General features: G+C 58.0%; 25 protein-coding genes. 10 read left to right on the top strand and 15 right to left on the bottom strand.

From position 1 onward, the window contains the following. The first annotated feature begins 132 nt into the window (after positions 1-132). The 3 genes from nhaB (at position 133) to ACRAWE_RS05740 (ending at position 3805) form a co-directional block, all read left to right on the top strand. Positions 133-1698, top strand: coding sequence for a sodium/proton antiporter NhaB (nhaB, locus tag ACRAWE_RS05750; RefSeq protein WP_063918474.1), 1566 nt, complete (start codon positions 133-135; stop codon positions 1696-1698). A 120-nt stretch (positions 1699-1818) separates the two neighbouring features. Beyond that, entirely contained in the window at positions 1819-2349 is a 531-nt protein-coding gene (dsbB, locus tag ACRAWE_RS05745; protein ID WP_004932277.1) for a disulfide bond formation protein DsbB, read from the top strand. A 694-nt stretch (positions 2350-3043) separates the two neighbouring features. Further along, positions 3044-3805, top strand: a complete 762-nt coding sequence (locus tag ACRAWE_RS05740) for an aspartyl/asparaginyl beta-hydroxylase domain-containing protein (protein ID WP_154746329.1) — start codon at positions 3044-3046, stop codon at positions 3803-3805. A gap of 120 nt (positions 3806-3925) precedes the next feature. Here ACRAWE_RS05740 and ACRAWE_RS05735 read toward each other — a convergent pair whose 3' ends face one another. The 4 genes from ACRAWE_RS05735 to ACRAWE_RS05720 form a co-directional block, all read right to left on the bottom strand. Continuing rightward, on the bottom strand, positions 3926-4372 hold the full coding sequence (locus tag ACRAWE_RS05735; RefSeq protein WP_025159803.1) for a YcgN family cysteine cluster protein: 447 nt from the start codon (positions 4370-4372) through the stop codon (positions 3926-3928). Between the two features lie 122 nt (positions 4373-4494). Continuing rightward, on the bottom strand, positions 4495-5151 hold the full coding sequence (locus ACRAWE_RS05730; protein WP_432525088.1) for a fumarylacetoacetate hydrolase family protein: 657 nt from the start codon (positions 5149-5151) through the stop codon (positions 4495-4497). Positions 5152-5209: 58 nt separating this feature from the next. Next, the gene (locus ACRAWE_RS05725; RefSeq protein ID WP_432525087.1) at positions 5210-6232 is read right to left on the bottom strand and encodes a lytic murein transglycosylase; all 1023 of its coding nucleotides are present in this window, start codon (positions 6230-6232) and stop codon (positions 5210-5212) included. Positions 6233-6260: 28 nt separating this feature from the next. Beyond that, a complete protein-coding gene (locus ACRAWE_RS05720) occupies positions 6261-6533 on the bottom strand; it encodes a YcgL domain-containing protein (RefSeq protein ID WP_019452788.1) in 273 nt (90 codons plus the stop codon). 136 nt (positions 6534-6669) lie between these two features. Here ACRAWE_RS05720 and minC point away from each other — a divergent pair, with 136 nt between their 5' ends. Genes minC through minE form a run of 3 tightly spaced genes read left to right on the top strand, consistent with a single transcriptional unit; the run spans position 6670 to position 8476 of the window. Further along, positions 6670-7365, top strand: a complete 696-nt coding sequence (minC, locus tag ACRAWE_RS05715) for a septum site-determining protein MinC (protein ID WP_019452789.1) — start codon at positions 6670-6672, stop codon at positions 7363-7365. Positions 7366-7390: 25 nt separating this feature from the next. Further along, the gene (gene minD, locus ACRAWE_RS05710; protein ID WP_004932300.1) at positions 7391-8203 is read left to right on the top strand and encodes a septum site-determining protein MinD; all 813 of its coding nucleotides are present in this window, start codon (positions 7391-7393) and stop codon (positions 8201-8203) included. A 3-nt stretch (positions 8204-8206) separates the two neighbouring features. After that, positions 8207-8476, top strand: a complete 270-nt coding sequence (gene minE, locus ACRAWE_RS05705) for a cell division topological specificity factor MinE (RefSeq protein WP_004932303.1) — start codon at positions 8207-8209, stop codon at positions 8474-8476. A gap of 237 nt (positions 8477-8713) precedes the next feature. Here minE and rnd read toward each other — a convergent pair whose 3' ends face one another. From rnd to ACRAWE_RS05680, 5 genes are all read right to left on the bottom strand, one after another. Continuing rightward, a complete protein-coding gene (gene rnd / locus ACRAWE_RS05700) occupies positions 8714-9835 on the bottom strand; it encodes a ribonuclease D (protein WP_432525086.1) in 1122 nt (373 codons plus the stop codon). Between the two features lie 81 nt (positions 9836-9916). Beyond that, positions 9917-11605, bottom strand: a complete 1689-nt coding sequence (gene fadD / locus ACRAWE_RS05695) for a long-chain-fatty-acid--CoA ligase FadD (RefSeq protein ID WP_019452791.1) — start codon at positions 11603-11605, stop codon at positions 9917-9919. A gap of 209 nt (positions 11606-11814) precedes the next feature. Beyond that, positions 11815-12405: a Slp family lipoprotein gene (locus ACRAWE_RS05690; RefSeq protein WP_063918637.1), complete on the bottom strand. Its 591-nt coding sequence runs from the start codon at positions 12403-12405 to the stop codon at positions 11815-11817. A 100-nt stretch (positions 12406-12505) separates the two neighbouring features. Beyond that, entirely contained in the window at positions 12506-13207 is a 702-nt protein-coding gene (gene tsaB / locus ACRAWE_RS05685) for a tRNA (adenosine(37)-N6)-threonylcarbamoyltransferase complex dimerization subunit type 1 TsaB (protein WP_019452793.1), read from the bottom strand. Positions 13208-13286: 79 nt separating this feature from the next. Continuing rightward, entirely contained in the window at positions 13287-15203 is a 1917-nt protein-coding gene (locus ACRAWE_RS05680; RefSeq protein WP_063918479.1) for an ATP-dependent DNA helicase, read from the bottom strand. Positions 15204-15336: 133 nt separating this feature from the next. Here ACRAWE_RS05680 and ACRAWE_RS05675 point away from each other — a divergent pair, with 133 nt between their 5' ends. Beyond that, on the top strand, positions 15337-15681 hold the full coding sequence (locus ACRAWE_RS05675; RefSeq protein WP_019452795.1) for a RidA family protein: 345 nt from the start codon (positions 15337-15339) through the stop codon (positions 15679-15681). Positions 15682-15744: 63 nt separating this feature from the next. Here the strand turns inward: ACRAWE_RS05675 and mdtI are convergent, their stop codons facing one another. The 4 genes from mdtI to zwf form a co-directional block, all read right to left on the bottom strand. Next, the gene (mdtI, locus tag ACRAWE_RS05670; protein ID WP_432525085.1) at positions 15745-16074 is read right to left on the bottom strand and encodes a multidrug/spermidine efflux SMR transporter subunit MdtI; all 330 of its coding nucleotides are present in this window, start codon (positions 16072-16074) and stop codon (positions 15745-15747) included. Beyond that, complete coding sequence (gene mdtJ / locus ACRAWE_RS05665; protein WP_019452797.1) at positions 16061-16429, bottom strand: multidrug/spermidine efflux SMR transporter subunit MdtJ; 369 nt, start codon at positions 16427-16429, stop codon at positions 16061-16063. Before mdtJ ends, mdtI begins: the two co-directional genes overlap by 14 nt. Before the next feature lie 551 nt (positions 16430-16980). Further along, positions 16981-17622 carry a bifunctional 4-hydroxy-2-oxoglutarate aldolase/2-dehydro-3-deoxy-phosphogluconate aldolase gene (locus tag ACRAWE_RS05660; RefSeq protein WP_432525084.1) on the bottom strand — a complete coding sequence of 214 codons (642 nt, stop codon included), beginning with the start codon at positions 17620-17622 and terminating at the stop codon, positions 16981-16983. Between the two features lie 153 nt (positions 17623-17775). Further along, entirely contained in the window at positions 17776-19251 is a 1476-nt protein-coding gene (gene zwf / locus ACRAWE_RS05655; RefSeq protein WP_019452799.1) for a glucose-6-phosphate dehydrogenase, read from the bottom strand. A 449-nt stretch (positions 19252-19700) separates the two neighbouring features. On the opposite strand from zwf, the gene ACRAWE_RS05650 reads away from it, so the two are divergent. The 3 genes from ACRAWE_RS05650 (at position 19701) to ACRAWE_RS05640 (ending at position 23172) form a co-directional block, all read left to right on the top strand. Beyond that, on the top strand, positions 19701-20573 hold the full coding sequence (locus ACRAWE_RS05650) for a MurR/RpiR family transcriptional regulator (protein WP_019452800.1): 873 nt from the start codon (positions 19701-19703) through the stop codon (positions 20571-20573). 189 nt (positions 20574-20762) lie between these two features. After that, positions 20763-22205 (top strand): pyruvate kinase, encoded by a 1443-nt coding sequence (pyk, locus tag ACRAWE_RS05645; protein ID WP_019452801.1) that lies wholly within the window; start codon positions 20763-20765, stop codon positions 22203-22205. Between the two features lie 85 nt (positions 22206-22290). After that, positions 22291-23172, top strand: a complete 882-nt coding sequence (locus tag ACRAWE_RS05640) for a leucine-rich repeat domain-containing protein (RefSeq protein ID WP_019452802.1) — start codon at positions 22291-22293, stop codon at positions 23170-23172. 48 nt (positions 23173-23220) lie between these two features. On the opposite strand, the gene lpxM is transcribed toward ACRAWE_RS05640, so the two are convergent. Then, complete coding sequence (gene lpxM, locus ACRAWE_RS05635) at positions 23221-24189, bottom strand: lauroyl-Kdo(2)-lipid IV(A) myristoyltransferase (RefSeq protein WP_019452803.1); 969 nt, start codon at positions 24187-24189, stop codon at positions 23221-23223. A gap of 149 nt (positions 24190-24338) precedes the next feature. After that, positions 24339-25661, bottom strand: a complete 1323-nt coding sequence (gene mepM / locus ACRAWE_RS05630; RefSeq protein ID WP_063918482.1) for a murein DD-endopeptidase MepM — start codon at positions 25659-25661, stop codon at positions 24339-24341. Positions 25662-25682: the final 21 nt, after the last annotated feature.

Here is a 25682-nt window from a genome sequence, read left to right as displayed (position 1 = left end):
TAAAGTGGCAAAAAACGCGCAAAAACACCGGTTGCAAGAAATTTACCGCCGTAAAACAAGCTCCGGTTGCGCCCGCCCCCGCCGCGTTGTTAGGGTACGTGCTACGACTGATTTAAGGATGCATAAAGGACAATGGAAACAACCTTGCGCAGCGCCCTGCTCAAAAACTTCCTGGGGCAATCTCCCGACTGGTACAAACTGACCATTATTATTTTCCTGGCGATCAACCCGCTGGTGTTCTTTTTCGCCAGTCCGTTTATCGCGGGTTGGCTGCTGGTGGTGGAGTTCATCTTTACCCTGGCGATGGCGTTGAAGTGCTACCCGTTGCTGCCGGGCGGCCTGCTGGCGCTGGAGGCGGTAGCCATCGGCATGACCAGCCCGGCCCAGGTCTCGCAGGAAATCGAACATAATCTGGAAGTGCTGCTGCTGCTGGTCTTTATGGTAGCCGGCATCTACTTTATGAAGCAGCTGCTGCTGTTCGTATTTACCAAACTGCTGCTCAACATCCGCTCGAAAACGCTGTTGTCGCTGGCATTCTGCCTGGCCGCCGCCTTCCTTTCCGCTTTCCTCGACGCGCTGACGGTCGTGGCGGTGGTGATTAGCGTCGCCACAGGGTTCTATTCCATCTATCACAACGTGACCTCAAATCGCCCCGACGGCGACATCGGCGACGACAGCGATTTCACCGGCGAAGAGCGCAAACAGACGCTGGAACAATTCCGCGCCTTTCTGCGCAGCCTGCTGATGCATGCTGGCGTCGGCACCGCGCTTGGCGGAGTCATGACGATGGTGGGCGAGCCGCAGAACCTGATCATCGCCAAGAGCGCGGACTGGGGCTTCATCGACTTCTTCCTGCGCATGGCGCCGGTCACCTTGCCGGTGCTGGTGTGCGGCCTGCTGGTCTGCTGGCTGGTAGAGCGTTTTCGTCTGTTTGGCTACGGCGTGCAGTTGCCGGACGCAGTGCGCGAGGTGCTGAAAGAGTATGACCGCAAGGCCACTGCAGGCCGCAGCAAGCAAGAACGTCTCAAGCTGGTGATGCAGGCGTTGATCGGCGTTTGGCTGGTGTTGGCACTGGCCTTCCACCTGGCCGAGGTCGGGTTGATCGGCCTGTCGGTGATCATTCTCGCCACCTCGCTGTGCGGCGTGAACGATGAACACGCCATCGGCAAAGCGTTCCAGGAAGCGCTGCCGTTCACCGCCCTGTTGACGGTGTTTTTCACCGTCGTTGCGGTGATCATCGAACAGCACCTGTTCAGCCCGGTGATCCAGTTTGTGCTGCGCGCCGAGCCCGCCTCTCAGCTTTCGCTGTTCTACCTGTTCAACGGTCTGCTGTCGTCGGTTTCCGACAACGTGTTCGTCGGCACGGTTTACATCAACGAGGCGCGTGCCGCGCTGGAGTCTGGCGCCATTGCGCTGAAACAGTTTGAACTGCTGGCGGTCGCCATCAATACCGGCACCAACCTGCCTTCTGTCGCTACCCCGAACGGCCAGGCGGCGTTCCTGTTCCTGCTGACGTCGGCGCTGGCGCCGCTGGTGCGCCTGTCGTATGGACGCATGGTGTGGATGGCCCTGCCGTATACGGTGGTGCTGACCGTGGTCGGCCTGCTGTGCGTACAGTTCACGCTGGAGCCGGCGACCGAACTGTTGACGCAGTGGCACTGGCTGACGCTGCCTCCTCTCGACGCTATCGGCCACTGATGCGGCGCCGGCAGAGTAAACCGACTATTTTTACGCGGAAACCGGCCCAGGTGGCTGGCAGCGAAGATGAATTGGTTTACACTGCCGGTTCAATTGCTTACTGCATGGAAGAATCTAGATATGTTGCAATTCTTTAACCGCTGTTCACAAGGACGCGGCGCCTGGCTGCTGATGGCCCTGACAGCGTTGGTGTTGGAACTGGTCGCGCTCTATTTCCAGCACGTGATGCTGCTGCAGCCCTGCGTCATGTGCATTTACGAGCGTTGCGCACTGTTCGGCATCCTCGGCGCCTCGCTGGTGGGCGCCATCGCGCCGAAAACCCCGCTGCGCTACGCGGCGATCTTGCTGTGGATCTACAGCGCCTGGGAAGGCGTTCAGCTGGCGTGGAAGCACACCATGATCCAACTGCACCCTTCGCCGTTCAATACCTGCGATTTCTTCGTCAGCTTCCCTTCGTGGCTGCCGCTGGACAAATGGCTGCCGGCGGTGTTCCACGCCTCCGGTGACTGTTCCGTGCGCCAATGGCAGTTCCTGACCCTGGAAATGCCGCAATGGCTGGTCGGCATCTTCGGCGCCTACCTGCTGGTGGCGCTGATCGTGTTGATCGCACAGTTTGTTCGCCCACGCCGCCGCGATCTGTTCGGCCGCTGATCGGTACATAAACCAAAAACGGCGCCTGAAGGCGCCGTTTTTTTTAGGGTATTGCTGTCAAATTCAGAGATAACCCCATTTCAGGTATGTGTGAGGAAATAAACGAGCACGATCAGCGCTCCAGCCACGGCAAACAGACGAACCATTTTCATTGTTATGCTCTCGAACTTGCGGGAGAGCGGCCAAATTACCCAACTTATCGCTTAAAAAGAAGCATCCTGGCTCGATTACGCGCGTAATTTACATAACATTAAACTTCTGTGATACCAGCAGGCAAAAACAGGCGATGTCGGCGCAATCCTCTCGGCTTTCGGCCGACAATAAATTACCGTTATTTATGAACGACTGCGCCTTTGTCACATTCAGAGCACAATATTTTGGTGAACTTTGCCCATAAAATCCTTATAGTATCGGCAAAGTGAGTACTACCGATTTCCCTGGTGTTGTTGTGTGTCTTGCCCCTCATCTATGTAGGGGCTTTTTTCCCCCTTCCCCCTGACTTGCAAAAATTCTCCCTTATCCCGCAATGCTGATAGCGCGCATCGAGTCTCGACTCACCGTTCGCGCACTAATGATTAAAATCGTTCCTGATTCTTTACCTATGCTGATGACGTTTGGATTTCCACACTTTTTCTCTAGTAAGCCGGGCCCAGTCTTTGGCTGACTACAGCAAATGATATCAAGGACACGATCTATGCCGGATACCGCATTGCCTCCCTCGTCTCAGCGCCCGTTCCTGCGTCGCCTGCTGCTTAAAACAGGGAAAAGATTCCTGCGCTGGAACGGCGAGTTTCAGACTCGCCATTCGCTAATCTCCACCACGCCGCAGATCGGTAATCATGAATTTAATTGGGTGACGGCGCTGGAAGCCCGTTGGCCCGCCATTCGGGAGGAGTTGGATCGCCTGTTGGAGCATCCTGAAGATATTCCCGCATTCCACCAAATATCACCGGATCAGAAACGCATCTCCAAAGGGGATAACTGGAAAACCTTCGGGCTGTTTGTCTATGGGCAACGCGTTGATGAAAACTGCGCCATTTGCCCGCGTACCGCGCAAGCGGTCAGCGAGATCCCCGGCATGCGCACCGCCATGTTCTCTATCCTTAAGCCGCACTATCATATCGTGCCGCACAAAGGCCCGACGCGTGCCGTGGTACGCGCTCATCTGGGATTAATCGTGCCAAAGGATCGGGAAAAGCTGTGGATCCGCGTTGACGATCAAATCCTGCACTGGGATGAAGGCAAAGTGATTTTGTTTGACGACTCTTATGAGCACGAAGTGCGTAATGATACCGACGAGCTGCGCGCGGTGTTGTTTCTCGATATCGACCGGCCGATGGACAAGGTGGGTACGGCGGTGAATAAGCTGCTGTTCAGCCTGATCAAAGCCAGCCCTTATGTGAAACAACCGCTAAAAAACCTGGCGAACTGGCACCGGCGCGATAAAAAAGAGTGAAATGACGGCTTATGCCATGAGCCTCACGCCAGCGGGTTAGCTCAACAACGCAAAGGGGGAGTGCCCAACCACTCCGCCCTCTTGCATCGCGCCCCGCCTTGATCCGCAAGGGTTCCGATTTTACCTGGCCCAGTCCGGCTTGTTGAGGATATGGTCCTGCCAGTCCACCACTTCGCTCTCACGCACCGCGATATGCCGCACCGTGATGCGCTCGCCGTGCATCGCCGCCTTGGAGCCGCTCAGCAACGGGTGCCAGGGGAACAGCGGTTTACCTTCGCCAATCAGACGGTAGGCGCAGGTAGGTGGCAGCCAATCGAAGGTGGTGAGGTTCTCGCGCGTCAGTTTGATGCAGTCTTCTTCCAGCTCGAAGCGCCGCTCGTAGTTGCGGCATTGGCAGGATTTGATGTTGAGCTGGTTGCAGGCTACGTTGGTAAAATAAATCTCGTCGGTATCTTCGTCGATCAGCTTATTCAAACAGCATTGCCCGCACCCGTCGCACAACGACTCCCACTCTTGTTCTGACATTTCCGCCAGCGTTTTCTGTTGCCAAAAAGCGAGTTGTGACATGTTAGCGTCCGGTTTAGGTAAAGGGAAAAGTCACCTGCGCACAGGTTCGAGGGGGGACTATATAGACATTTTAGCCGCGAGATGCAAGTTTTGCCGCCGACGATGCCGGCGGCGAGGAGAAATCAGATCGCCCGGGTGCTGAGGGTTTTGCCGTTCAGGCTGATTTTCAGCATGTCGCCGGAAGCCATCGGGCCCACGCCCTGCGGCGTGCCGGTCAGAATGATGTCGCCGGCGCGCAGCGTGAAGAAACGGCTCATGTAGCTGATAAGCGGCAGGATCGGCGTGATCATGTCACGCGTATTGCCCTGCTGGCGCAGCTGGTCGTTAACGGTCAACGACAGCTCGGCGTTTTGCGGATCGCCGAACTCGGCTACCGGGATAAATCCCGACATCGGGCAGGAACCGTCGAAGGCCTTGGCCTTTTCCCACGGCTGGCCGGCTTTTTTAAAACCCGCCTGCAGATCGCGCAGCGTCAGATCGAGCGCCACGCCGTAACCGGCGATCGCCCGCGCCACGCGGTCTTCGTTGGCCTGTTTCAGCGGCGTGCCGATCAGCACCGCCAGCTCGACCTCATGGTGCACTGAACCGAACTCTTTAGGGATGGCCACCGGCTGGCGGATATCGCACAGCGCCGTTTCCGGTTTGATAAACACCACCGGCTCGACGGAAACCGCGCTGCCCATTTCCTTGATGTGATCGGCGTAGTTGCTGCCGACGCAAACCACCTTGTTCACCGGGAAATCGAGCAACGAACCCTGCCAGTCTCTATGTTGATACATACCGCTTCTCCCAAACTGTAGAGGCTTGGCGCGCCAAGCCGATTATTGGTGTGTCGAATCAATGTCCGATCGCGTCCGCCATCATACCCACGGCGATAGCGAAATAGTAAGAGCGATTCCAGTGCATCAGGGTGCGGAAATTATCATAGACCAGGAACGTCCGCCCCTGCAGATCGTCCGGCGCAATGATCCAGCCGCGCTGAACGGCGTGCGGCAACGCACTGCCATCCGCACGCCGCACGCCGCGTTGTTGCCAGGCGTTGACGCTGCGCGCCTGCGCGTCCTTCAGCCCCAGTTCGGCCCGGTTGAAACCGGCGGGCAGCTTGACCTCGCGCCCCCAACCGATGCCGGGCTGCCAGCCCTCTTTGGATAAATAGCTGGCGGTAGAGGCAAATACGTCATCGATGTTATTCCAGATATCGATGCGCCCGTCACCATCGCCATCCGCCGCATAGCGCAGGAAGGAACTCGGCATAAACTGGCATTGCCCCATCGCGCCGGCCCAGGACCCTTTCAGCGACGCATCGCCAACGTGTCCCTGCTCGATTATCTGCAGCGCCGCCAGCAGCTCCTGACTGAAAAAGGCCTCGCGGCGCCCTTCGAACGCCAGCGTCGCCAGCGCAGACACCACGTCTTCCCGCCCCTGAATCTTGCCATAGGCACTCTCCATGCCCCACAGCGCGATGATATAGCGCCCCGGCACCCGATAACGCTCGCTGGCCCGCGACAATTGCGCATGGCGCTGCCGGTACAGTTCGCGCCCCTGGCGCACCTTGACGGGCGACATCACCCGCCGCAGGTAGTCGTCCAGGGTTACCTTCTGCTCCGGCTGATTGCGATCGGCCTTGATCACCCGATCGACGAAATGGATTTGCGCAAAAGCGCGGTCGAGCGTGCCCTGACTGATGCCCTGCTCCCTCGCCCGCCGCTTAAGCTGCTCGACATACGCCGGAAACTGCGCCGGATCGCGGCCGCTCGCCGCCAGCGTCGTCTCCTGCGCCGCGTGTGACGAGCCCGGTATCAGCGCACCGCCCAGCGCCAGCCAAACGGCCAGCGCGGTTGTTCTCACCGAACGTGTCATCGCGCCTCCCCTGGCCGCAGCGCCTGCCTCAGGACTTGTCGCCCGCCAGATGCTGGTTGAGCAGATTTTCAACTGGCGGCGGGAACTGCAGGTAATAGCCTTCGTCTTTCAGCGCCTGCTTCACCTTTTCGATATCCGCCGAAGCCAATTTCTTGCGTTCATCGAGCGAAAGCATCATGGCGAATTGCGGCACGCCGAAACTTTTCATCAGCTCTTCCGGCACACGAGAGAAATCGTCTTTTTTTTCGACATAAAGATAAGTTTGATCGCGTTTCGGGCTTCTATAGATCACACAAAGCATTTTTTTAACTCTATTTAATTGAGGGAGCGTCTTGCCTGGATATAACTCTGACTATAACATGCTTATAGTACATCGGAATATCGCACCCCGAGTGGTATTCCGGGGATTTAAAGTTGCTGAGACTGAGTCAGGATAGATGTCACAATCGCCAATTGAGCTAAAAGGCAGCAGTTTTACCCTATCGGTTGTTCATTTGCATAATTCGCAGCCCGAGGTAATACGTCAGGCGTTACAAGAAAAAGTTGAGCAAGCGCCCGCTTTTCTGAAAAACGCCCCTGTTGTTATCAACGTCGCAACGCTGGATGGCGATGCGAACTGGAAAGAACTTCAACAGGCTGTCGCGGCGGCAGGTCTGCGCGTTGTGGGTATCAGCGGTTGCAGAGATGAGCGACAAAAGCGCGCGATAGCCCGCGCCGGGCTACCGCTGCTGAGCGAAGGCAAAGGCCAGAAAATGGCGGCGCCGGAACCTACCCCTGCGCCAGTGGCGGCGGATAACGCCCCCGCCAAAACGCGCATCATCAGCACGCCTGTCCGTTCCGGCCAACAGATTTACGCCCGCAACTGCGATCTTATCGTGACCAGCAGCGTCAGCGCCGGCGCCGAATTGATTGCCGACGGCAACATTCACGTCTATGGCATGATGCGCGGCCGCGCGCTGGCTGGCGCGTCAGGCGACACGCAATGTCAGATTTTTTGCACCCACCTGGCGGCTGAGCTAGTCTCTATCGCAGGGCAGTACTGGTTGAGCGATCAAATCCCGTCCGATTACGTCGGGCAGGCCGTACGACTCAGCCTGTTGGATAACGCTTTAACCATACAACCTTTAAACTAAGCCCTTTTGACAAGGAATCCATTTCATGGCACGCATTATTGTTGTTACATCGGGTAAAGGGGGCGTTGGCAAGACCACTTCGAGCGCGGCCATCGCTACCGGCCTGGCCCAGAAAGGCAAGAAAACCGTGGTGATCGATTTCGATATCGGTCTGCGTAATCTTGACCTGATTATGGGCTGCGAACGTCGGGTAGTTTATGATTTCGTGAACGTGATTCAGGGCGACGCCACGCTGAATCAGGCGTTGATCAAAGACAAACGCACTGAAAACCTCTATATCCTGCCGGCTTCGCAGACGCGCGACAAAGACGCGCTGACCCGAGAAGGCGTTGAAAAGGTCCTCAACGATCTCGGTGAGATGGATTTTGACTTCGTGGTGTGCGACTCGCCGGCCGGTATCGAAACCGGTGCGCTGATGGCGCTGTACTTCGCCGACGAAGCTATCATCACCACCAACCCGGAAGTCTCTTCGGTACGTGACTCCGACCGTATTCTGGGGATCCTTTCTTCCAAGTCGCGCCGTGCCGAGAAAGGCGAATCGCCTATCAAGGAACACCTGCTGCTGACCCGTTACAACCCGGGCCGCGTCAGCCGTGGCGACATGCTGAGCATGGAAGACGTGCTGGAAATCCTGCGCATTCCGCTGGTGGGTGTGATTCCGGAAGACCAGTCAGTGCTGCGCGCTTCCAACCAGGGTGAGCCTGTCATTCTGGATGCCGAGTCAGACGCCGGTAAGGCGTATGACGATACCGTTTGCCGCTTGTTGGGGGAAGAACGCCCATTCCGCTTCATTGAAGAAGAGAAGAAGGGTTTCCTGAAACGCCTTTTTGGGGGATAAACCATGGCCTTATTAGACTTCTTTCTGTCCCGCAAAAAACAGACAGCCAATATAGCCAAGGAACGGCTGCAGATTATCGTCGCAGAGCGTCGTCGCGGGGACAGTGAGCCCCCGTATCTGCCTGATCTGAAACGCGATATTCTGGCGGTTATTTGCAAATACATTCAGATCGATCCTGAAATGCTGCATGTGCAGTTCGAGCAGAAAGGGGACGATATTTCGGTACTTGAACTTAACGTGACATTACCGGAATCGGAAGAAGCAGCTAAATGATTGCGACGCATTAATTACCCCCTGTATATTTTATGCAGGGGGTAACTGTATGTGCATCCAGTTAATAAGCATCATCGGCAGCAAAAAAGCGATTTTTCCCTTTGGGACAATTCCCAATTAACTTTGCCGCCACCTCGTTTAAAGTAAATTCTGGCCAGATTTACCTTCAACGCATTATTTCCTGCCTATATTCACCCGAGCAGAGTTTCCTTACCCTGCCCTGGTGAGTGCCAGCGATTAATATTCTTTCAGGATCTCCTGCAACGGCGCCATTAATAAATCGCCACGCCAGCCGCTGATTAATTCAGGGCGACTCTCGCCGTCCTTCAGTTTCCAATGCCAGTTCAGCAGTTGGTTAATTTGGCGACGGGACGCCAGCAGCTCGCTGCTCAACCCGCTTTGCTCGCTGACGGTGGCGATCGCCGCCTTGATGTCTTTAAACACCTTCTTGTAGCCCGGCTGATCGATAAGGTTGGCCAACGGCGCCGGCAGCTCGGCTTCGTCCAAGGCTTCGGCCTCGGCCACCAGCGCCAGCAGCGTTTTACCGTGATAACGGATCTCCGGACCGCTCAGGCCCAGCGAATCCAGTTCTCCCAGCGAAGAAGGCATATAGCGCGCCACCTGCCACAGGTTTTCCTCCCGCACCACGAAGTTCACTGCCAAATCGCGCTCGCGCGCCTGGCGCAACCGCCACTCCGCCAGCTTCTGCAGACAACCCAGCTGGCGCGGACGCAGCTGCCAGGCATTGCTGATTTCACGATAGGCCAATTCCGGCGCCAGCGTCTCGCTGCGGCGTTGACACAACAGCAGGCACTCGTTATTGGCCGCCGCGGTCCAACCGGCCTCTTCGGTCTCCTGCACCAGCTGTTTGGCCATCGGCAGCAGATAGAACACGTCGGCCGCCGCGTATACGCACTGTCTTTCGGTCAGCGGGCGCGCCAGCCAGTCGGTGCGCGACTCGCTTTTGTCCAGCTCAACCTTCATGTACTCCGCCACCAGCGTCGCGAAACCGCAGGAGAGCGGCCGACCGGTAAAGGCCGCCAGGATCTGGGTATCGACCATCGGCGTCGGCAGCGTTTTAAAGGCGTTGAGAAACACTTCGAGATCTTCGCTGCCGGCATGCAGGAATTTCACCACGGCGGTATCGGCCAACAGGTCGACAAACGGCTGCCACTGCTTGATCGGCAAAGGATCGATAAGGGAGAGTTGTTCACCGTCGTAGAGCTGGATCAGGCCCAGCTGCGGATAGTAGGTGCGCGTTCTGACAAACTCGGTGTCCAGCGCTATCTGGGCATGCTTTCTCGCCTGCTCGCAGACCTGCTGCAATCCGGCATCGGTAGTGATCAACTGATAATTCAAAACATCATTCTCTTGTAGGATTCAAACACAACAACGCCGGCATTCACCGGCGTTGTCGATAGTCAGGCGCAAAGGCAAAACCTAGGCGGCATCGGCCGGCTTCGGCGTTTTTTGCTCCTCGCGCAGTTCTCGCCGCAATATCTTGCCGACGTTCGACTTCGGCAGCTCATCGCGGAACTCAACAATTTTAGGCACTTTATACCCGGTCAGGTGACGGCGGCAATGGGTCAACAGCTCTTCCTTGGTCAGCGAGGCGTCTTTCTTCACCACGCAGATCTTCACCGTTTCACCGGAAACCTCACTGGGCACGCCGATCGCCGCACATTCCAGCACTTTCGGGTGCTGGCTGACCACATCCTCGATCTCGTTCGGATAGACGTTGAAACCAGAGACCAGGATCATGTCTTTCTTGCGGTCGACGATGCGCACAAACCCCTGCTCGTCTACGGTAACCACATCGCCGGTCGCCAGCCAGCCGTCTTTCAGCACTTCGTCGGTGGCTTCCGGGCGCTGCCAATAGCCTAACATAACTTGTGGCCCTTTGACCCACAGTTCGCCCGGTTCACCCGGCGGCACATCCTGACCGTTGTCATCCACCAGTCGAATATCCGTCGACGGCACCGGCAGGCCGATGCTGCCGCTGTAGTGTTTCAGATCGTAAGGGTTGCCGGCCACCAGCGGTGCGCACTCCGTCAGGCCGTAACCTTCCAGCAAATGCTTGCCGGTGGTTTTCTCCCATTTCTCGGCCACCGCCTTTTGCACCGACATGCCGCCGCCAACCGAGAAGCGCAGCGTAGAGAAATCGAGCTTGTGGAAATCTTCGTTGTTCAGCAACGCGTTGAACAGCGTATTCACCCCGCTCATGGCGGTGAACGGATATTTGCCCAGTTCTTTCACCAGCCCTGGAATGTCGCGCGGGTTGGTGATCAGCAAATTGCGCCCGCCCAGGTCGATAAACAGCAGGCAGTTCACCGTCAGCGCGAAAATGTGATACAGCGGCAACGCCGTCACCACCAGTTCCTGCCCTTCACGGAACAGCGGCGAATAGGCGGCTTTGGCCTGCTCGAGGTTGGCCTGCATGTTGCGGTGCGTCAGCATCGCGCCCTTCGCCACGCCGGTCGTGCCGCCGGTGTATTGCAGGAAGGCCAGATCGGCATTAATGATGTCCGGTTTTACATACTGCAGGCGGCGGCCACGCTGCAGCGCGCTGCGGAATGAAATGGCATCCGGCAGGTTGTATTTCGGCACCAGACGCTTGACGTACTTGACCACGAAGTTGACCAGCGTGCCTTTGGCAGCCGAAAGCTGATCGCCCATGCGCGTCAGAATCACGTGCTTGACCTGGGTGTTGAACACCACTTTTTCCAGCGTATGGGCGAAGTTGGACACGATGACAATGGCGCTGGCGCCGCTGTCGTTTAACTGGTGCTCCAGCTCGCGCGGGGTATACAGCGGGTTGACGTTGACCACCACCATACCGGCGCGCAGAATGCCAAACAAGGCGATGGGATATTGCAGCAGGTTAGGCATCATCAGCGCGACGCGGTCGCCCTTCTTGAGGCCCAGCTCATTTTGCAGGTAAGCGGCGAAAGCCCGGCTGCGTTCTTCCAGTTTGCGGAAGGTCATCACCTCACCCATATTGATAAAGGCGGGCTGATCGGCATAGCGCTGCACGGCATGCTCAAACATTTCGATCAACGACGAATAGCGATCGGCATCAATCTCTGCGGGCACATCTGCCGGATACCGTTTTAACCAGACCTTATCCAAGGTATTACTCCTGAAATCATTACTAATTATCATCGCAGCCCTCAAACTCGCAGCCTAACCATAACAATATTTTAACTCAGCAGACCAGTTCGGGTTTTAAACATTATTCAGGTTGCGATGTACGTCACTAATTGTCGGATATTCCTTATCCCAAAAAGCAAAAGGGCGGCCTGAGCCGCCCTGTCAAATTTGTTCACATCAAGCGTATGCTACTCGGTTACGATGGTTTGCACCTGTGCCGGGCCAGGGTTGTACCAGCCATAGCCAGCCCCCCAACCGGGTCCCCACGGACCACCGCGCCAGCCCCAGGGCCCCATCGGCGCCGGCGGCATCACCACCTGCTGCACCAGATGCCAGCGTTTGAAACCGGTGACGTTCATCGTCACGAAGCGATACGGCGTCATGCCGATCCGCCCCTCTTTCAGGCCGGTAATGGGGCCGACAACGGTCACCAGTTGGCCTTTGAAATCAACCGGCTCGAGGAAGCCGTTTACCGTGGCCAGCAAGCGGCCGCGCGAGGGTTCACCCAATATCGGCCGCGCACCGCTGTCGAGCGGCACTGCCGCGATCTCCAGCACCGTACGCCCCTGTTCGTTGGCGACGTTCACCACGGTGCCGCCGAAGCGGGCTTCCGCGCCGGTAAACAGGTTCGGTGCATTTTGTACCGAGGAAAGCTGAGTCACCGGCGAAGGGCTGGAGCCTTTGATCGCATCCGGTACGGTGACGCACCCGGTCAGAACCAGCGCGCCGCAGGCGATGGCCAGCAGCGACAGCTTTTTACTTGCAGTGCGGATTAACATGGTCGCAATCTCCTGAAATGCCTGTAACTTTGACCGCGTTTCATCGTTCAAGTTGCAGGCCTTCATCGCCCGGCATCAACAACAGCACAATACGCCGCGATTACTCACGGCCCGGCAGCTTTTTCCAGGTCACTTCATTGCGCAGGTAGGTCGGCTCGGCGTTTTCTACCGCCACCGCCAGCCCCTGTTGCCAGGCGTGCAGCGCCAGCGGCAGCATGTCTTGCGCCTGCGGCAACAGCATCTGGCCGTCACGCACGCTCAGAGCGGAACCCTTGACCAGATCGGGATAGGTTTGCCAGCCGGTGCCGACGTGGGCCCATTCCCCCTGCAGGCGCTGCGCGCGCTCCAACGCCTGAACCGGCGACAGCACCGCCTCGCCTTCGCTTTCCAGCCAGCGGCCGTCAGCCTGACGCTCGAACTGCCCCCAGTAGACCTCGCCCATGCGCGCATCGATCGCCGCCAGCACGCGTTCAGCGCCGCTGACGCGCCAGGCGCCCTGCGCCATGGTTTGCAGCGTGGAAACGCCAATCATCGGCAGATCGGCGCCCAGCGCCAGGCCCTGAGCGATGCCGATGCCGATGCGCACCCCGGTAAAACTGCCGGGGCCGCGGCCGAAGGCCAGCGCATCGAGCTGGTTGAGCGCCAGACCGGATTCCGCCAGCACCTGCTGCACCATAGGTAAAATACGTTGCGTATGCTCGCGTGGGCACAGCTCAAACAGGGCGTGGATTTCGCCTTGATTCCAGACGGCGACGGAACAGGCTTCCGTCGCGGTATCGATCGCTAAAATTCGCGTGGACATGCCAACCTCTGGCGGGAATAAAACTGGGTTTTTCATACAGGGCGCGCATTGTAGCACAGCCCCGTAAGCCCTTCATCTTTCACGTAGCCGACGTCTCGGCGGCCTGCAGGAAGGCGATGGCCTGCTTCAGATCGCGGGTGCGCGGCGTGGGCGGCAGGCTGTTGAGGAACACCTCGCCATAAGGACGCATCACCAGACGATTATCGCAAATCACCAGCACGCCGCGATCGTCGGTATCGCGGATCAAACGCCCAACGCCCTGCTTCAGGGTGATGACCGCATCCGGCAACTGCACGTCATTGAACGGATCGCCGCCGCGCAGGCGGCAATCTTCAATGCGTGCCTTCAGCAGCGGATCGTCCGGTGACGTGAACGGCAGCTTATCGATGATGACGCAAGACAGCGCATCACCGCGCACGTCCACCCCTTCCCAAAAACTGCTGGTCGCCACCAACAACGCGTTACCGGCGGCAACGAACTGCGCCAGCAACTGCCCTTTGCTGGTTTCCCCTTGCAATAATACCGGCAGCGTCATCGTGGCGCGGAACTCTTCCGCCAGCTCGCGCATCATCTGATGCGAGGTGCATAAGAAGAAGCAGCGGCCGTTGTTGGCTTCGATTAACGGCCGCAGCATGCGCGCCAGCTGGCGCGCTCCGCCCGGTTGATTCGGCGAAGGCAAAAAGCGTGGCACGCACAGCAACGCCTGTTTGGCATAGTCGAATGGGCTCGGCAGCAGCAACGTTTTAGCCTTGGTCAGCCCCAACCGTTCGGTGAAATGGCCCAACCGATCGTTGACCGACAGCGTGGCCGAGGTAAAGATCCAGCTGCCCGGCTTCTCGTCCAGCATTTCGCGGAACCGATCGGCCACCGTCAGCGGCGTCAGCGCCAACACGAAGTGGCGTGAATTGCATTCATACCAATAGCTGTAGCCCGGCTCCGTCACCGCCTTCAGCCGTTTGAGGCGCGCGCGATACAGCGTGGCGCGCTCAAAAGCGGCATCCAGCAGCGCCGAACGCCCCAGCGACAGTTTCATGACGTCATAACACAGCTCCAGCGCGTCATCGAGCAACAACAGAGCGCGCTGTACGTTCGGTTCGCCCAGCACGTCGCGCAGATTGCCGCGAAAGCCCGGCTCCCCCAGATTCAGGCGAAAATCTTGCGTACTCAGGCTGAGACGGTCAGCGCTTTTTTGCAGTTGGGCGGCGTCGCGCACCTCGGTGCGGTAGGCGATGGTGATGTCCTTCGCCAGATCCAGCAACTGGCGGCTGGTGAGCTGCTGGCCGAAATACTGGCTGGCGATGTCGGGAATTTGGTGCGCTTCATCGAAAATCATCACCTCGGCTTCCGGGATCAGCTCGGCGAAACCGCCCTCTTTCACCACCATATCCGCCAGGAACAGGTGATGGTTCACCACCACCACATCCGCATCCATCGCGCGGCGGCGCGCCTTGACCACGAAGCAATCCTGATACAGCGGGCAGTCGCTGCCCAGACAGTTGTCATTGGTGCTGGTCACCAGCGGCCAGACGAAGCTGTCTTCCGCCACTTCGCTGCAGGTGCTGATATCGCCCTCTTTGGTCTGCGACGACCACTTGCGCAGCTGCACCAGGTCGATCAGCGTCTGGCCCGCCAACTCGCCGCCGGCCATCGACTGCTGCTCCAGTCGCTCCAGACACAGGTAGTTGGAACGCCCCTTGAGCAGCGCCAGCTTGCCTTTGTACTTCAGCGCCTTGGCGACGGTGGGCAGATCGCGCGCATACAGCTGATCCTGCAACGCTTTCGAACCGGTAGAGATGATCACTTTGCGATCGGCGCGCAATGCCGGCGCCAGATAAGCGAAGGTCTTGCCGGTGCCGGTGCCGGCTTCCACCACCAGTTCCTGCTTGAAATTGATCGCCTCGGTGACGGCTTGCGCCATCTGCCGCTGCGGCTCACGCGGTTTGAATCCCTTGATAGCCTGCGCCAATGCGCCGTCTGTTGCAAAATCGTCTGTCACGCTGTCTCTCTGCCGGTGTCATTCAGCGGTGATTATGCCAAGCCTGCCGCCCGGCTACCACCCACTTTATCGCCGCGCTTTTTCATCACCGGCTGTGCTACCCTTAGCGGGACGATGATATGGAGATAAGCAAATGAATATTGAAAGAATTGATCCCGATAAGCGCTGGTCCGAAGCCGTGGTGCACAACGAGACCGTTTACTACACCAGCGTGCCGGAGAACCTGGACGATGACGCGACCGCGCAGACCGCCAACGCCCTTGCCGCCATTGACGTGCTGCTGGCGCGCGTAGGTTCGGATAAGAGCCGTATTCTTGACGCCACCATTTTCCTGGCCAACACCGCCGACTTCGCTGCGATGAACGCCGCCTGGGACGCCTGGGTGGTCGCCGGCAGCGCGCCGGTGCGCTGCACCGTGCAGGCGCAGCTGATGAATCCGAAGTACAAGGTGGAAATCAAAATCATCGCCGCGCTGTAAGCCTGAGCGCAGACGAAAAAAAACCGCAGGCGGCTATGCCTGCGGTTTTTTTATTGCCCGCTATCAGGACAGTTTGAGGATCACCATCCCCGCCAGCAACAGCGCCAGGCCGATCCAGCCTTTGGCGTTTAACCGCTGACCGAACATGATCCAGCCCGCAGCGATAGTGGCGGCGATACCGAAACCGCCCCACAGCGCATAAGCGATCGACAGATCGATGCCCTTTACCGCCTGCGCCAGCGCGCTGAACGCGCCGAGTACCGACAGCAGCGACAACAGCCCCAACCAAAATTTACGGAAGCCATCCGACATCTTCAGGAAGATGTTGGCGACGATTTCCAACACGATCGCCAGACCCAGGAACCCGATGTGGTACAACTCAAACTGTTGCATGGTTGTCACCTCGCGGGCTGACCTGTTTTCGCTCTTTGCGGGTGCCGGATTTCACCAGCATGATGCCGGCGATCAACGTCGCCAGACCCAGCACCTTCAGCACAGAGATTGGCTCGTCGAACCACAGCACGCTGAACAGGGTGATGAACAGAATGCCGATCCCTTCCCACAGCGCATAGGCCACGCCCAGCGCCACGCGTTTTACCGCGACAGACAGCAACACGTAAGACGCGGTAATCATCACATACATCACGATATGCCCGCTCATGCCGCCATTGACGCTGGCGTATTTCATCGACAAGGTGCCGATGATTTCGGTCATGATGGCCAAACCTAAAAAGATCCAATAAATCATAATTTTTCTCCCAAACGGCGAATAACGCGCGCCAAGGCATATTTATCCCGATTTATCTCGTCAACGGCCGCCGTGCGGCGCGCAAGACGCAGAGATCCCTGGGGATAAACTGACCCAAACGCAAAAAGAATGTTTGCCCGGCTGAACGATAGCGTGAAGGCGTAAGCCCGCTACCTGCACCGGTTAAGGGAGAAAGACGCTATAGCTCGCTGCACCAGTGATGCTCACTGGCAAGGATCGCAGACAGGAAGAGTTGGCAAGTAGAGGTTCTGAGGGTAGTTCCGTTAATAGTCATCATAATAGTTCTCTATTATCAGCCGCACACCGTGCGATTTGCCCAATATCCTCATAAAAGTAAAATTTTCAACTAAGATATTTTTACCACAGCCAAAATAAGAAAGCAAACTGCCGTTTTCATAAAAAAGCAGAAAAAAACGGGTTAAAAATAATAAAGTTAATTGCAATGAAAATTAAAAAAGGCCCAACGGAGCGTTGAGCCTTGCGATAATCCAGGATGTGCAAATAAGCGCCAACCTCAGGCGCGGCGCGGGTTACGACGCGGCGCCGCTGACGGCATTGCGCGCCAGTTCGGTGATGCGCGCGTAGTCGCCGCTGTCGAGCGCGTCCGCCGGCACCAGCCAGGAGCCGCCGATGCAGAGCACGCTTTTCAGCGCCAGATAATCGCGATAATTGTTCGGCGTAATGCCGCCGGTCGGGCAGAAACGCACCTGCGGGAACGGACCGCCGATCGCCTGCAGCGCCTTCACTCCGCCGTTGGCTTCCGCCGGGAAGAATTTGAACTCGCGCAGGCCGTAATCCATCCCCTGCATCAGTTCAGAAACGGTGCTGATGCCCGGAATAAGCGGGATCGTCCCCGCCGTCGCCGCCTGCAGCAAGGCTTCGGTCAACCCCGGGCTGATGGCGAACTGCGCCCCCGCCTCGGTCACCTCCCGCAGCTGCTGCGGATTGATCACCGTACCGGCGCCGATAATCGCCTCCGGTACCTCTTTAGCGATAGCGCGAATCGCCTCCAGCGCACAGGCGGTGCGCAACGTCACCTCCAGCACCCGCACGCCCCCGGCAACCAGCGCTTTCGCCAGCGGAACCGCCTGTTCCAGCTTGTGGATCACGATAACCGGCACCACCGGTCCCGCCGTCAGGATCTGTTCGGCGCTGGTTTTCCAGTTTTTCATCGTTATTTCTCCATTACTCGCGGTTAACAATGGCACGCCCCTGCCACAGGGTTCCGCGCAAACGCGCGGACGCCGGCCGTACCGTAAGTGATGTGGCCCACGTGCAGATCGCAGGCAAAAAAAAGCCGGCAGACAGGCTGCCGGCATTGCGCATTACTCGAACTCGTTCCAGGAACGGCCGTCGCGGGTGATCATCGCCACCGAGGCCACCGGCCCCCAGGTGCCCGCCTGATAAGGCTTAGGCGCTTCGTTGTCGGCTTTCCACGCGTCCATGATGGAGTCGACCCACTTCCAGGCCTCTTCCACTTCATCACGGCGCACGAACAGCGCCTGGATGCCGCGCATGGTCTCCAGCAACAGGCGCTCATAGGCGTCCGCCACGTGCTCCTGGTTGAAGGTTTCCGAGAAGCTCAGATCCAGCTTGGTGGTCTGCAAGCGGTGCTTGTGATCCAGCCCCGGCACCTTGTTCAGCACCTGAATTTCGATGCCTTCGTCCGGTTGCAGACGGATGGTCAGCTTGTTCTGCGGCAGCTGCTGATACGAGTCGCTGAACAGGTTAAGCGGCGGGTTTTTGAAGTACACCACCACTTCCGAACATTTGGTCGGCAGACGTTTACCGGTGCGCAGGTAGAACGGCACCCCGGCCCACTGCCAGTTGTCGATATCCACGCGGATGGAGACGAAGGTTTCGGTGCTACTGCTCTTGTTCGCCCCCTCTTCTTCCAGATAACCCGGCACTTTCTTGCCCTGGACGAAGCCGGCGGTGTACTGACCGCGCACGGTGGTTTCCCGGACATTGGTCTGATCGATGCGGCGCAGCGAACGCAGTACCTTGACCTTCTCGTCGCGGATGCGGTCTGTGGTCAGATCCGCCGGCGGCGACATGGCGATCATGGTCAGGATCTGCAGCAGGTGGTTCTGGATCATGTCGCGCATCTGGCCGGCCTGGTCGAAGTAACCCCAGCGCCCTTCGATGCCCACCTCTTCCGCTACGGTGATCTGCACCGAGTCGATGGTGCGGTTATCCCAGTTGGACGCGAACAGCGAGTTGGCGAAGCGCAGCGCCAACAGGTTCAACACCGTCTCTTTACCGAGATAGTGGTCGATACGGTAAACCTGGGACTCATTGAAGTACTCAGCCACCTGATCGTTGATCACGCGGGAGGACGCCAGATCGGTGCCCAGCGGTTTCTCCATCACCACACGCGCCGGCTCGTGGTTCAGCTTGGCTTCGCCCAACCCTTTGCAGATGGCGCCGAAGGTGCTTGGCGGCATAGCGAAGTAGTTGATGGTGGTGCGGTGCTTCTGATCCAGCATTTTACCCAGTTTGGTAAAGTTCTTGCTGTCGTTGACGTCCAGGTTGCAGAAGTCCAGGCGCGCGCTCAGCGTGGCCCAGAGTTCGTCATCCAGTTTTTCCTTCATGAAGGTGCCAAGCGCTTCCTTGACCACTTCGGTATAGGCTTTTTTATCCCACTCCGCGCGGCCGACGCCGATGATCCGCGTATCCGGGTGGATGTGTCCGGCTTTCTCTAACTGGTACAGGGAAGGCAGCAGTTTACGGCGCGCCAAATCACCTTTCGCGCCGAAAATAACCAGGTCACACGCCTGGGCTGTAGAGGTTACCGCCATGTTCATCTCCTCGTTGCAGGATATTTGTAATTTTCTTACATTACTAATGTACTCTGTTTGACTACGGCCAGCAAACCCGGTGCAAAAGCAGAAAAAAAGCCCCAAAGATTCCAGTGGTAAGCGCCACTGCGCGGCAGAGCCGTTGCAGGTGGACAAAACTGTAATTTTTCGTCTTTTTTGACGCTCTGTTACCATTATGAAAGTTAGACACAGGTCATATTCTGGTGAAAAAAGCCTGCATACGCCCTGTCGAGACTGCCAACGGTTACCAGCACGTAGTATATTTTCACTAAACCGGCATTGATTTCTCCTTTATTTGAAATCGACATACCCTATCGATTTCAGGTTACAGCCGCTCGTTTGGCGTCTGCTTGCACGGCGTACACGGACGAAATTCGACGCTGTCGCTTGAAAGCCACAGGGATAAAACCATGAGTGACTCTCGTTATATGAATACGCTGGACAAAATCCAGAGCCATCTGGAACTCCTGAGCAAATCTGAAAGGAAAGTCGCCGAGGTGATCCTGGCCTCCCCGCAGACCGCCATTCACTCCAGCATCGCTACGCTGGCGCGCATGGCCGACGTCAGCGAACCCACCGTCAACCGTTTTTGCCGCCGCCTTGATACTAAAGGCTTTCCCGACTTCAAACTGCATCTCGCCCAGAGCCTGGCCAACGGCACGCCTTACGTAAACCGTAACGTCGAGGAAGATGACAGCGTCGATGCCTATACCAGCAAGATCTTCGAGTCGGTGATGGCCAGCCTGGATACAGTAAAGGCAAATTTGGATATTGCCGCAATCAATCGTGCGGTTGACCTGCTCACCCAGGCAAAAAAGATCTCTTTCTTCGGCCTGGGCGCCTCTGCGGCGGTGGCGCACGACGCGATGAACAAATTTTTCCGCTTCAACATCCCGGTGGTCTACTTCGATGACATCGTCATGCAGCGCATGAGCTGCATGAACTCCGGCGAAGGCGACGTAGTGGTGTTGATCTCGCACACCGGCCGCACCAAGAATCTGGTGGAGATGGCCCAGCTGGCGCGCGAAAACGACGCCACGGTGCTGGCCATCACCTCGCGCGATACCCCGCTCGCTCAGGCGGCGACCCTCGCTTTACTGCTCGACGTGCCCGAGGACACCGACGTTTATATGCCGATGGTGTCGCGGATCGCGCAATTAACGCTCATTGACGTGCTCGCCACCGGATTTACCTTGCGCAGAGGGGCTAAATTCAGAGATAACTTGAAGCGGGTCAAAGAAGCGCTCAAAGAATCGCGCTTTGATAAAGGCGTGGTCATTCCCAACAGTTTTGACTCGTAACCTTACGAAGAAAAAATCGCCGTTCAACAGACATTTGAATGGCGGCATCAGAGGCTGTACCCTGTTAACACGCTCATGCGGGTAACCCGGGTGAAATATCAGTGTTGTAAAATTACATTTCACGCCTGGTTTCGTTATCCGACGTTATCGCAACACCAATATTTGCTTCACCAGTCAACGGAGTAATACATGTCCAGACGGCTCAGAAGAACCAAAATCGTTACCACCCTGGGTCCGGCTACAGACCGCGACAATAATCTGGAAAAGATCATTGCCGCCGGCGCCAACGTAGTTCGGCTCAACTTCTCCCATGGCAGCCCGGAAGATCACCAGGCTCGCGCTGACAAAGTGCGCGAAATCGCTGCCAAACTGGGGCGTCACGTCGCTATCCTCGGCGACCTGCAAGGGCCAAAAATCCGCGTATCCACCTTTAAGGAAGGCAAGATTTTCCTCAACGTGGGCGATAAATTCCTGCTGGACGCCAACCTGTCCAAAGGCGAAGGCGACAAAGAAAAAGTCGGTATCGACTATAAAGGCCTGCCTGCCGACGTGGTGCCGGGCGACGTCCTGCTGCTCGACGACGGCCGCGTTCAGCTGAAAGTGCTCGAAGTTCAGGGCATGAAAGTATTTACCGAAGTGACCGTTGGCGGCCCGCTGTCCAACAACAAGGGCATCAATAAACTCGGCGGTGGCCTGTCGGCCGAAGCGCTGACCGAAAAAGACAAGGCGGACATCGTTACCGCCGCCAAGATCGGCGTCGACTACCTGGCGGTTTCCTTCCCGCGCACCGGCGAAGACCTGAACTACGCCCGCCGTCTGGCGCGCGACGCAGGCTGCAACGCCAAGATCGTATCCAAGGTTGAGCGCGCCGAAGCGGTGTGCAGCGACGAAGCGATGGACGACATCATTCTGGCCTCCGACGTGGTGATGGTCGCCCGTGGCGATTTGGGCGTCGAAATCGGCGATCCGGAACTGGTCGGCATTCAGAAGAAACTGATCCGCCGCGCTCGCACCCTGAACCGCGCGGTGATCACCGCGACCCAGATGATGGAGTCGATGATCACCAACCCGATGCCGACCCGCGCCGAGGTCATGGACGTGGCCAACGCCGTGCTGGACGGCACCGATGCCGTCATGCTGTCGGCGGAAACCGCTGCCGGCCAATACCCGGCGGAAACCGTCGCGGCAATGGCGCGCGTTTGTCTCGGCGCCGAGAAGATCCCGAGCATCAACGTTTCCAAACACCGTCTGGACGTGCAGTTCGACAACATCGAAGAGGCGATCGCCATGTCTTCGATGTATGCGGCCAACCACCTGAAAGGCGTCACCGCGCTGATCGCCATGACCGAATCCGGCCGCACCGCGCTGATGATGTCACGCATCAGCTCCGGCCTGCCGATCTTCGCCATGTCCCGTCATGAACACACGCTGAACCTGACCGCACTGTATCGCGGCGTAACGCCGGTGTACTTCGACAGCCACAAAGACGGCGTGATCGCCGCCAACGAAGCCGTCAATCGCCTGCGCGACAAAGGCTTCCTGGTTTCCGGCGACCTGGTGATCGTCACCCAGGGCGACGTGATGGAAACCGTCGGCACCACCAATACCAGCCGTATCCTGCGCGTCGAGTAATCCACGCCGCAGACGAAATGCCGGCCGTCCCACGATGGCCGGCATTTTTTTTGCCCTGACATCGCCATAAACGACGGAGAACGCCATGCTCCACCAACACAATCCCGCCTCGACCGGTGATGCGCTCGATCTCGATGGGCGCGGCCTGACGCAGCTCGACGAATCGCAGCTAACCGGCCATGCGCTGCGCAAAATCAGCCTGTACGACAATCAGCTGACGGCCTTCCCCGCCTCTATCTTGCAACACCGCAACCTGCAGGTGCTAAACATCTCCTGCAATCAGATCTGCCACCTGCCGCCGGAGATTGGCCAGTTACAACAGCTCGAGATGTTCGACTTTGGCCACAATCGCGCCAGCGAGCTCCCCGAGGCGCTGGGCCAACTGCATCGGTTGAAATACCTCTATTTGAGCGATAACGGCTTTTGCTGTCTGCCGCACTCGCTGGCGCAGCTGCAACAGCTGGTCTATCTCAACGCGACCGACAACCATCTGACCGCGTTGCCACAGGCGATACCGAGGCTTGCGGCATTGCAGGAGCTGCGTTTATACAACAATCGCATCCGCAGCCTGCCGGCCGAAATCGGGCAACTGCGCGCGCTGCGGGAACTGCATATCATGAAAAACGCCCTGACCACGCTGCCGGCGGAGATCGTCCTGCTCAGCGAGCTGGAGGTTCTCGATGCGACGAACAACGCCATCGCCGCGCTGCCGAAAGCCTTCTGCCGCCTGCCGCGATTGAGCGAGCTGAGCCTGCGTTTCAATCAGCTGACGCAGCTGCCGGATAATATCGGTGAGCTGACGGCGCTAAGAAGCCTGGATCTGCGGGCCAATCGCCTAAGCGACCTGCCGGAAAGCCTTGGCGAACTGAGCCGGCTGCGCAAGCTGGACCTGCGTTGGAACGATTTCACCCACACGCCGAAAGTCGTCGACATCCTGCGGGCGCGCGGCTGTATGGTGCACATTTGAAGAGACGCCGGTCGGGTGAGACCCGGCCGGCGTTAGCGACAGAAGAAATTAACGGTACAGATCATCGCGCGAGTAAGGTTCAATCTCCCCTTCCTTACGCGTTTTCAGCAGTTTGAGGATCCAGGTGTACTGCTCCGGGTTCGGGCCCACCAGATTTTCCACCTCTTCGTTCATGCGGCGAGCAATGCGCGGATCGTCGGCTTCGGCCAGGTCATCCATCGGCTCGCGAATATAGATATCCAGCATGCTGGTTTTGCCGTCGTACACCGGGAACAAAGGCACGATAGCCGCACGACACACCTTCATCAGCCGCCCCACCGCCGGCAGCGTCGCCTTATAGGTCGCGAAGAAATCGACGAACTCGCTGTGCTCCGCGCCATGATCCTGATCGGGCAGGTAATAGCCCCAATAACCCTGCCGCACCGAACTGATAAAGGGTTTGATGCCGTCGTTGCGCGCGTGCATACGGCCGCCGAATTTGCGGCGCACGGCGTTCCATAGGTAGTCGATCAGCTGATTACGCTGATTGTGGAACATCGCCGCCATCGGTTGGCCGCGCGCGGCCATCAACATCGCCGGCACATCCACCGCCCAGCCGTGCGGCACCAGGAAGATCACGTTGCGCCCTTCCGCCCGGATCCTGTCCAACACTTCTTCGCCGTGCCAGCGCACGCGCTTGAGCACTTTCTCCGGCTTGGTGCAGGCCAGTTCCGCCATCAGCACCATCGACTGCGGCGCGCAGGCGAACATCTGGTCGATGATGTGTTCGCGTTCGCTTTCCGGCAGCTCCGGCAAGCAATAAAGCAAGTTGATGCGGGCGCGGCGGCGCGCCCCCTTCGCCAGCTTACCGGCCAGTTTGCCGACCGCGCCCAGCACCGGATCGCGCAGGCGCGCAGGCACCAGCGAAATGCCGGCCATCAGACCGGTTCCCAACCACACGCCCCAGTAGCGTGGAGATAAAAAGGCTTTCTGAAACTGCGGGATGAACTCTACGTTCGATTTCTTCTCGTTTTGCATGCACATGCTCTTGGCTTAGCGATTCGGCTAATCATAATTGCCATCACCGATTTTGCAATTAACAACCGCGAACCGCCCAGATAAAACAGCATCGGCCCGCAATCAGGCCGATGAAATTAGCGGCGCCGAAGCGCCGGAAAAGGGGGACGTTAATCCAGCTGCAGTTGAGGAACGACTTCCTTCACCTGCGCCAGATAATCGCTGCGGTCTTTGCCGCTCAGCCCTTCGGAACGCGGCAGCTTGGCCGTCAGCGGGTTCACCGCCTGCTGGCCGGTCCACAGTTCAAAGTGCAGGTGCGGCCCGGTGGAGCGCCCGGTGTTGCCGGAAAGCGCAATACGATCGCCGCGTTTCACTTTCTGGCCGGGTTTCACCAGCAACTTTTTCAGATGCATATAGCGCGTAGTGTACTGGCGGCCGTGGCGGATCGCCACATAGTTGCCCGCCGCGCCGCTGCGCTTGGCGATCACCACTTCACCGTCACCGACCGCCAGCACTGGCGTGCCGACCGGCATGGCGAAATCGACGCCCTTATGCGGCGCCACGCGCCCGGTCACCGGGTTCACGCGGCGCGGGTTGAAGTTGGAGGAGATGCGGAACTGTTTCATGGTCGGGAAACGCATGAAGCCGCGCGCCAGGCCAGAGCCCTGGCGATCGTAGAATTTGCCGTCTTCGGCGCGGATCGCATAGTAATCCTTGCCGCCGGTGCGCATACGCACGCCCAACAGCTGACTTTGCGATTTCTTGCCGTCGAAATGTTCACGCGACATCAGCACGGAGAATTGGTCGCCTTTGCGCAGCTTGCGGAAATCGAGCTGCCACTGCAGCGCCTTGATCACCGCATTGATTTCGTTACGATTCAACCCAGCATCACCGGCGCTACTGACGAAGCTGCCGTTGACCCGGCCGCTGATCACGTTGTTGCGCCATTCGCCCTGCTGCGCCTCTTTCGATTCTTTGAAGCTGTTGCCGACGCGGTCATAGGTGCGGGTTTCACGGCGAGAAACCTCCCAGGTCAGCTGTTGCAGGTCGCCCGCGTCGTTCACGGTCCACGACAGTTGCTGGCCGATCTTCAGGTTACGCAGATCGCGGTTTTGCGAAGCCAACAGAGTGACATCCGACATGTCGATGCCATATTGCGTCAGAATGCTGCCGAGGGTGTCGCCGGTAGAAACCACATATTCATGCACGCCGTCATCGCCGGCATCCTTCTGATCCAGTTCATCCTGCGGGATTTCGTCATCGGGGGTGGGTTGGTCGGCATCGATCGGCTCACTGGCTTCGGGAAGCAATGACCGCAACTGGCTGGATTCTAACTCGACGTTCTTGGCGATGGGATTATGTTCTGGGTGATAAACAAAAGGCCGCCAAACAGCGACGGCCAATGTGACGACTGTCAGCGACCCCAGCATGACGCGGTGGGGCCGTGGCAGGTTGTTATACGCCAGAGCGATAGTTCGGACTATCTGCTGCACTCGATATTATCCTCATAAGCT

This window comes from Serratia sp. BFP-2025, from assembly GCF_050880365.1.
GTDB classification, from domain to species: Bacteria; Pseudomonadota; Gammaproteobacteria; order Enterobacterales; family Enterobacteriaceae; genus Serratia; species Serratia surfactantfaciens.
This window is presented reverse-complemented; position numbering and strand designations above follow the sequence as displayed.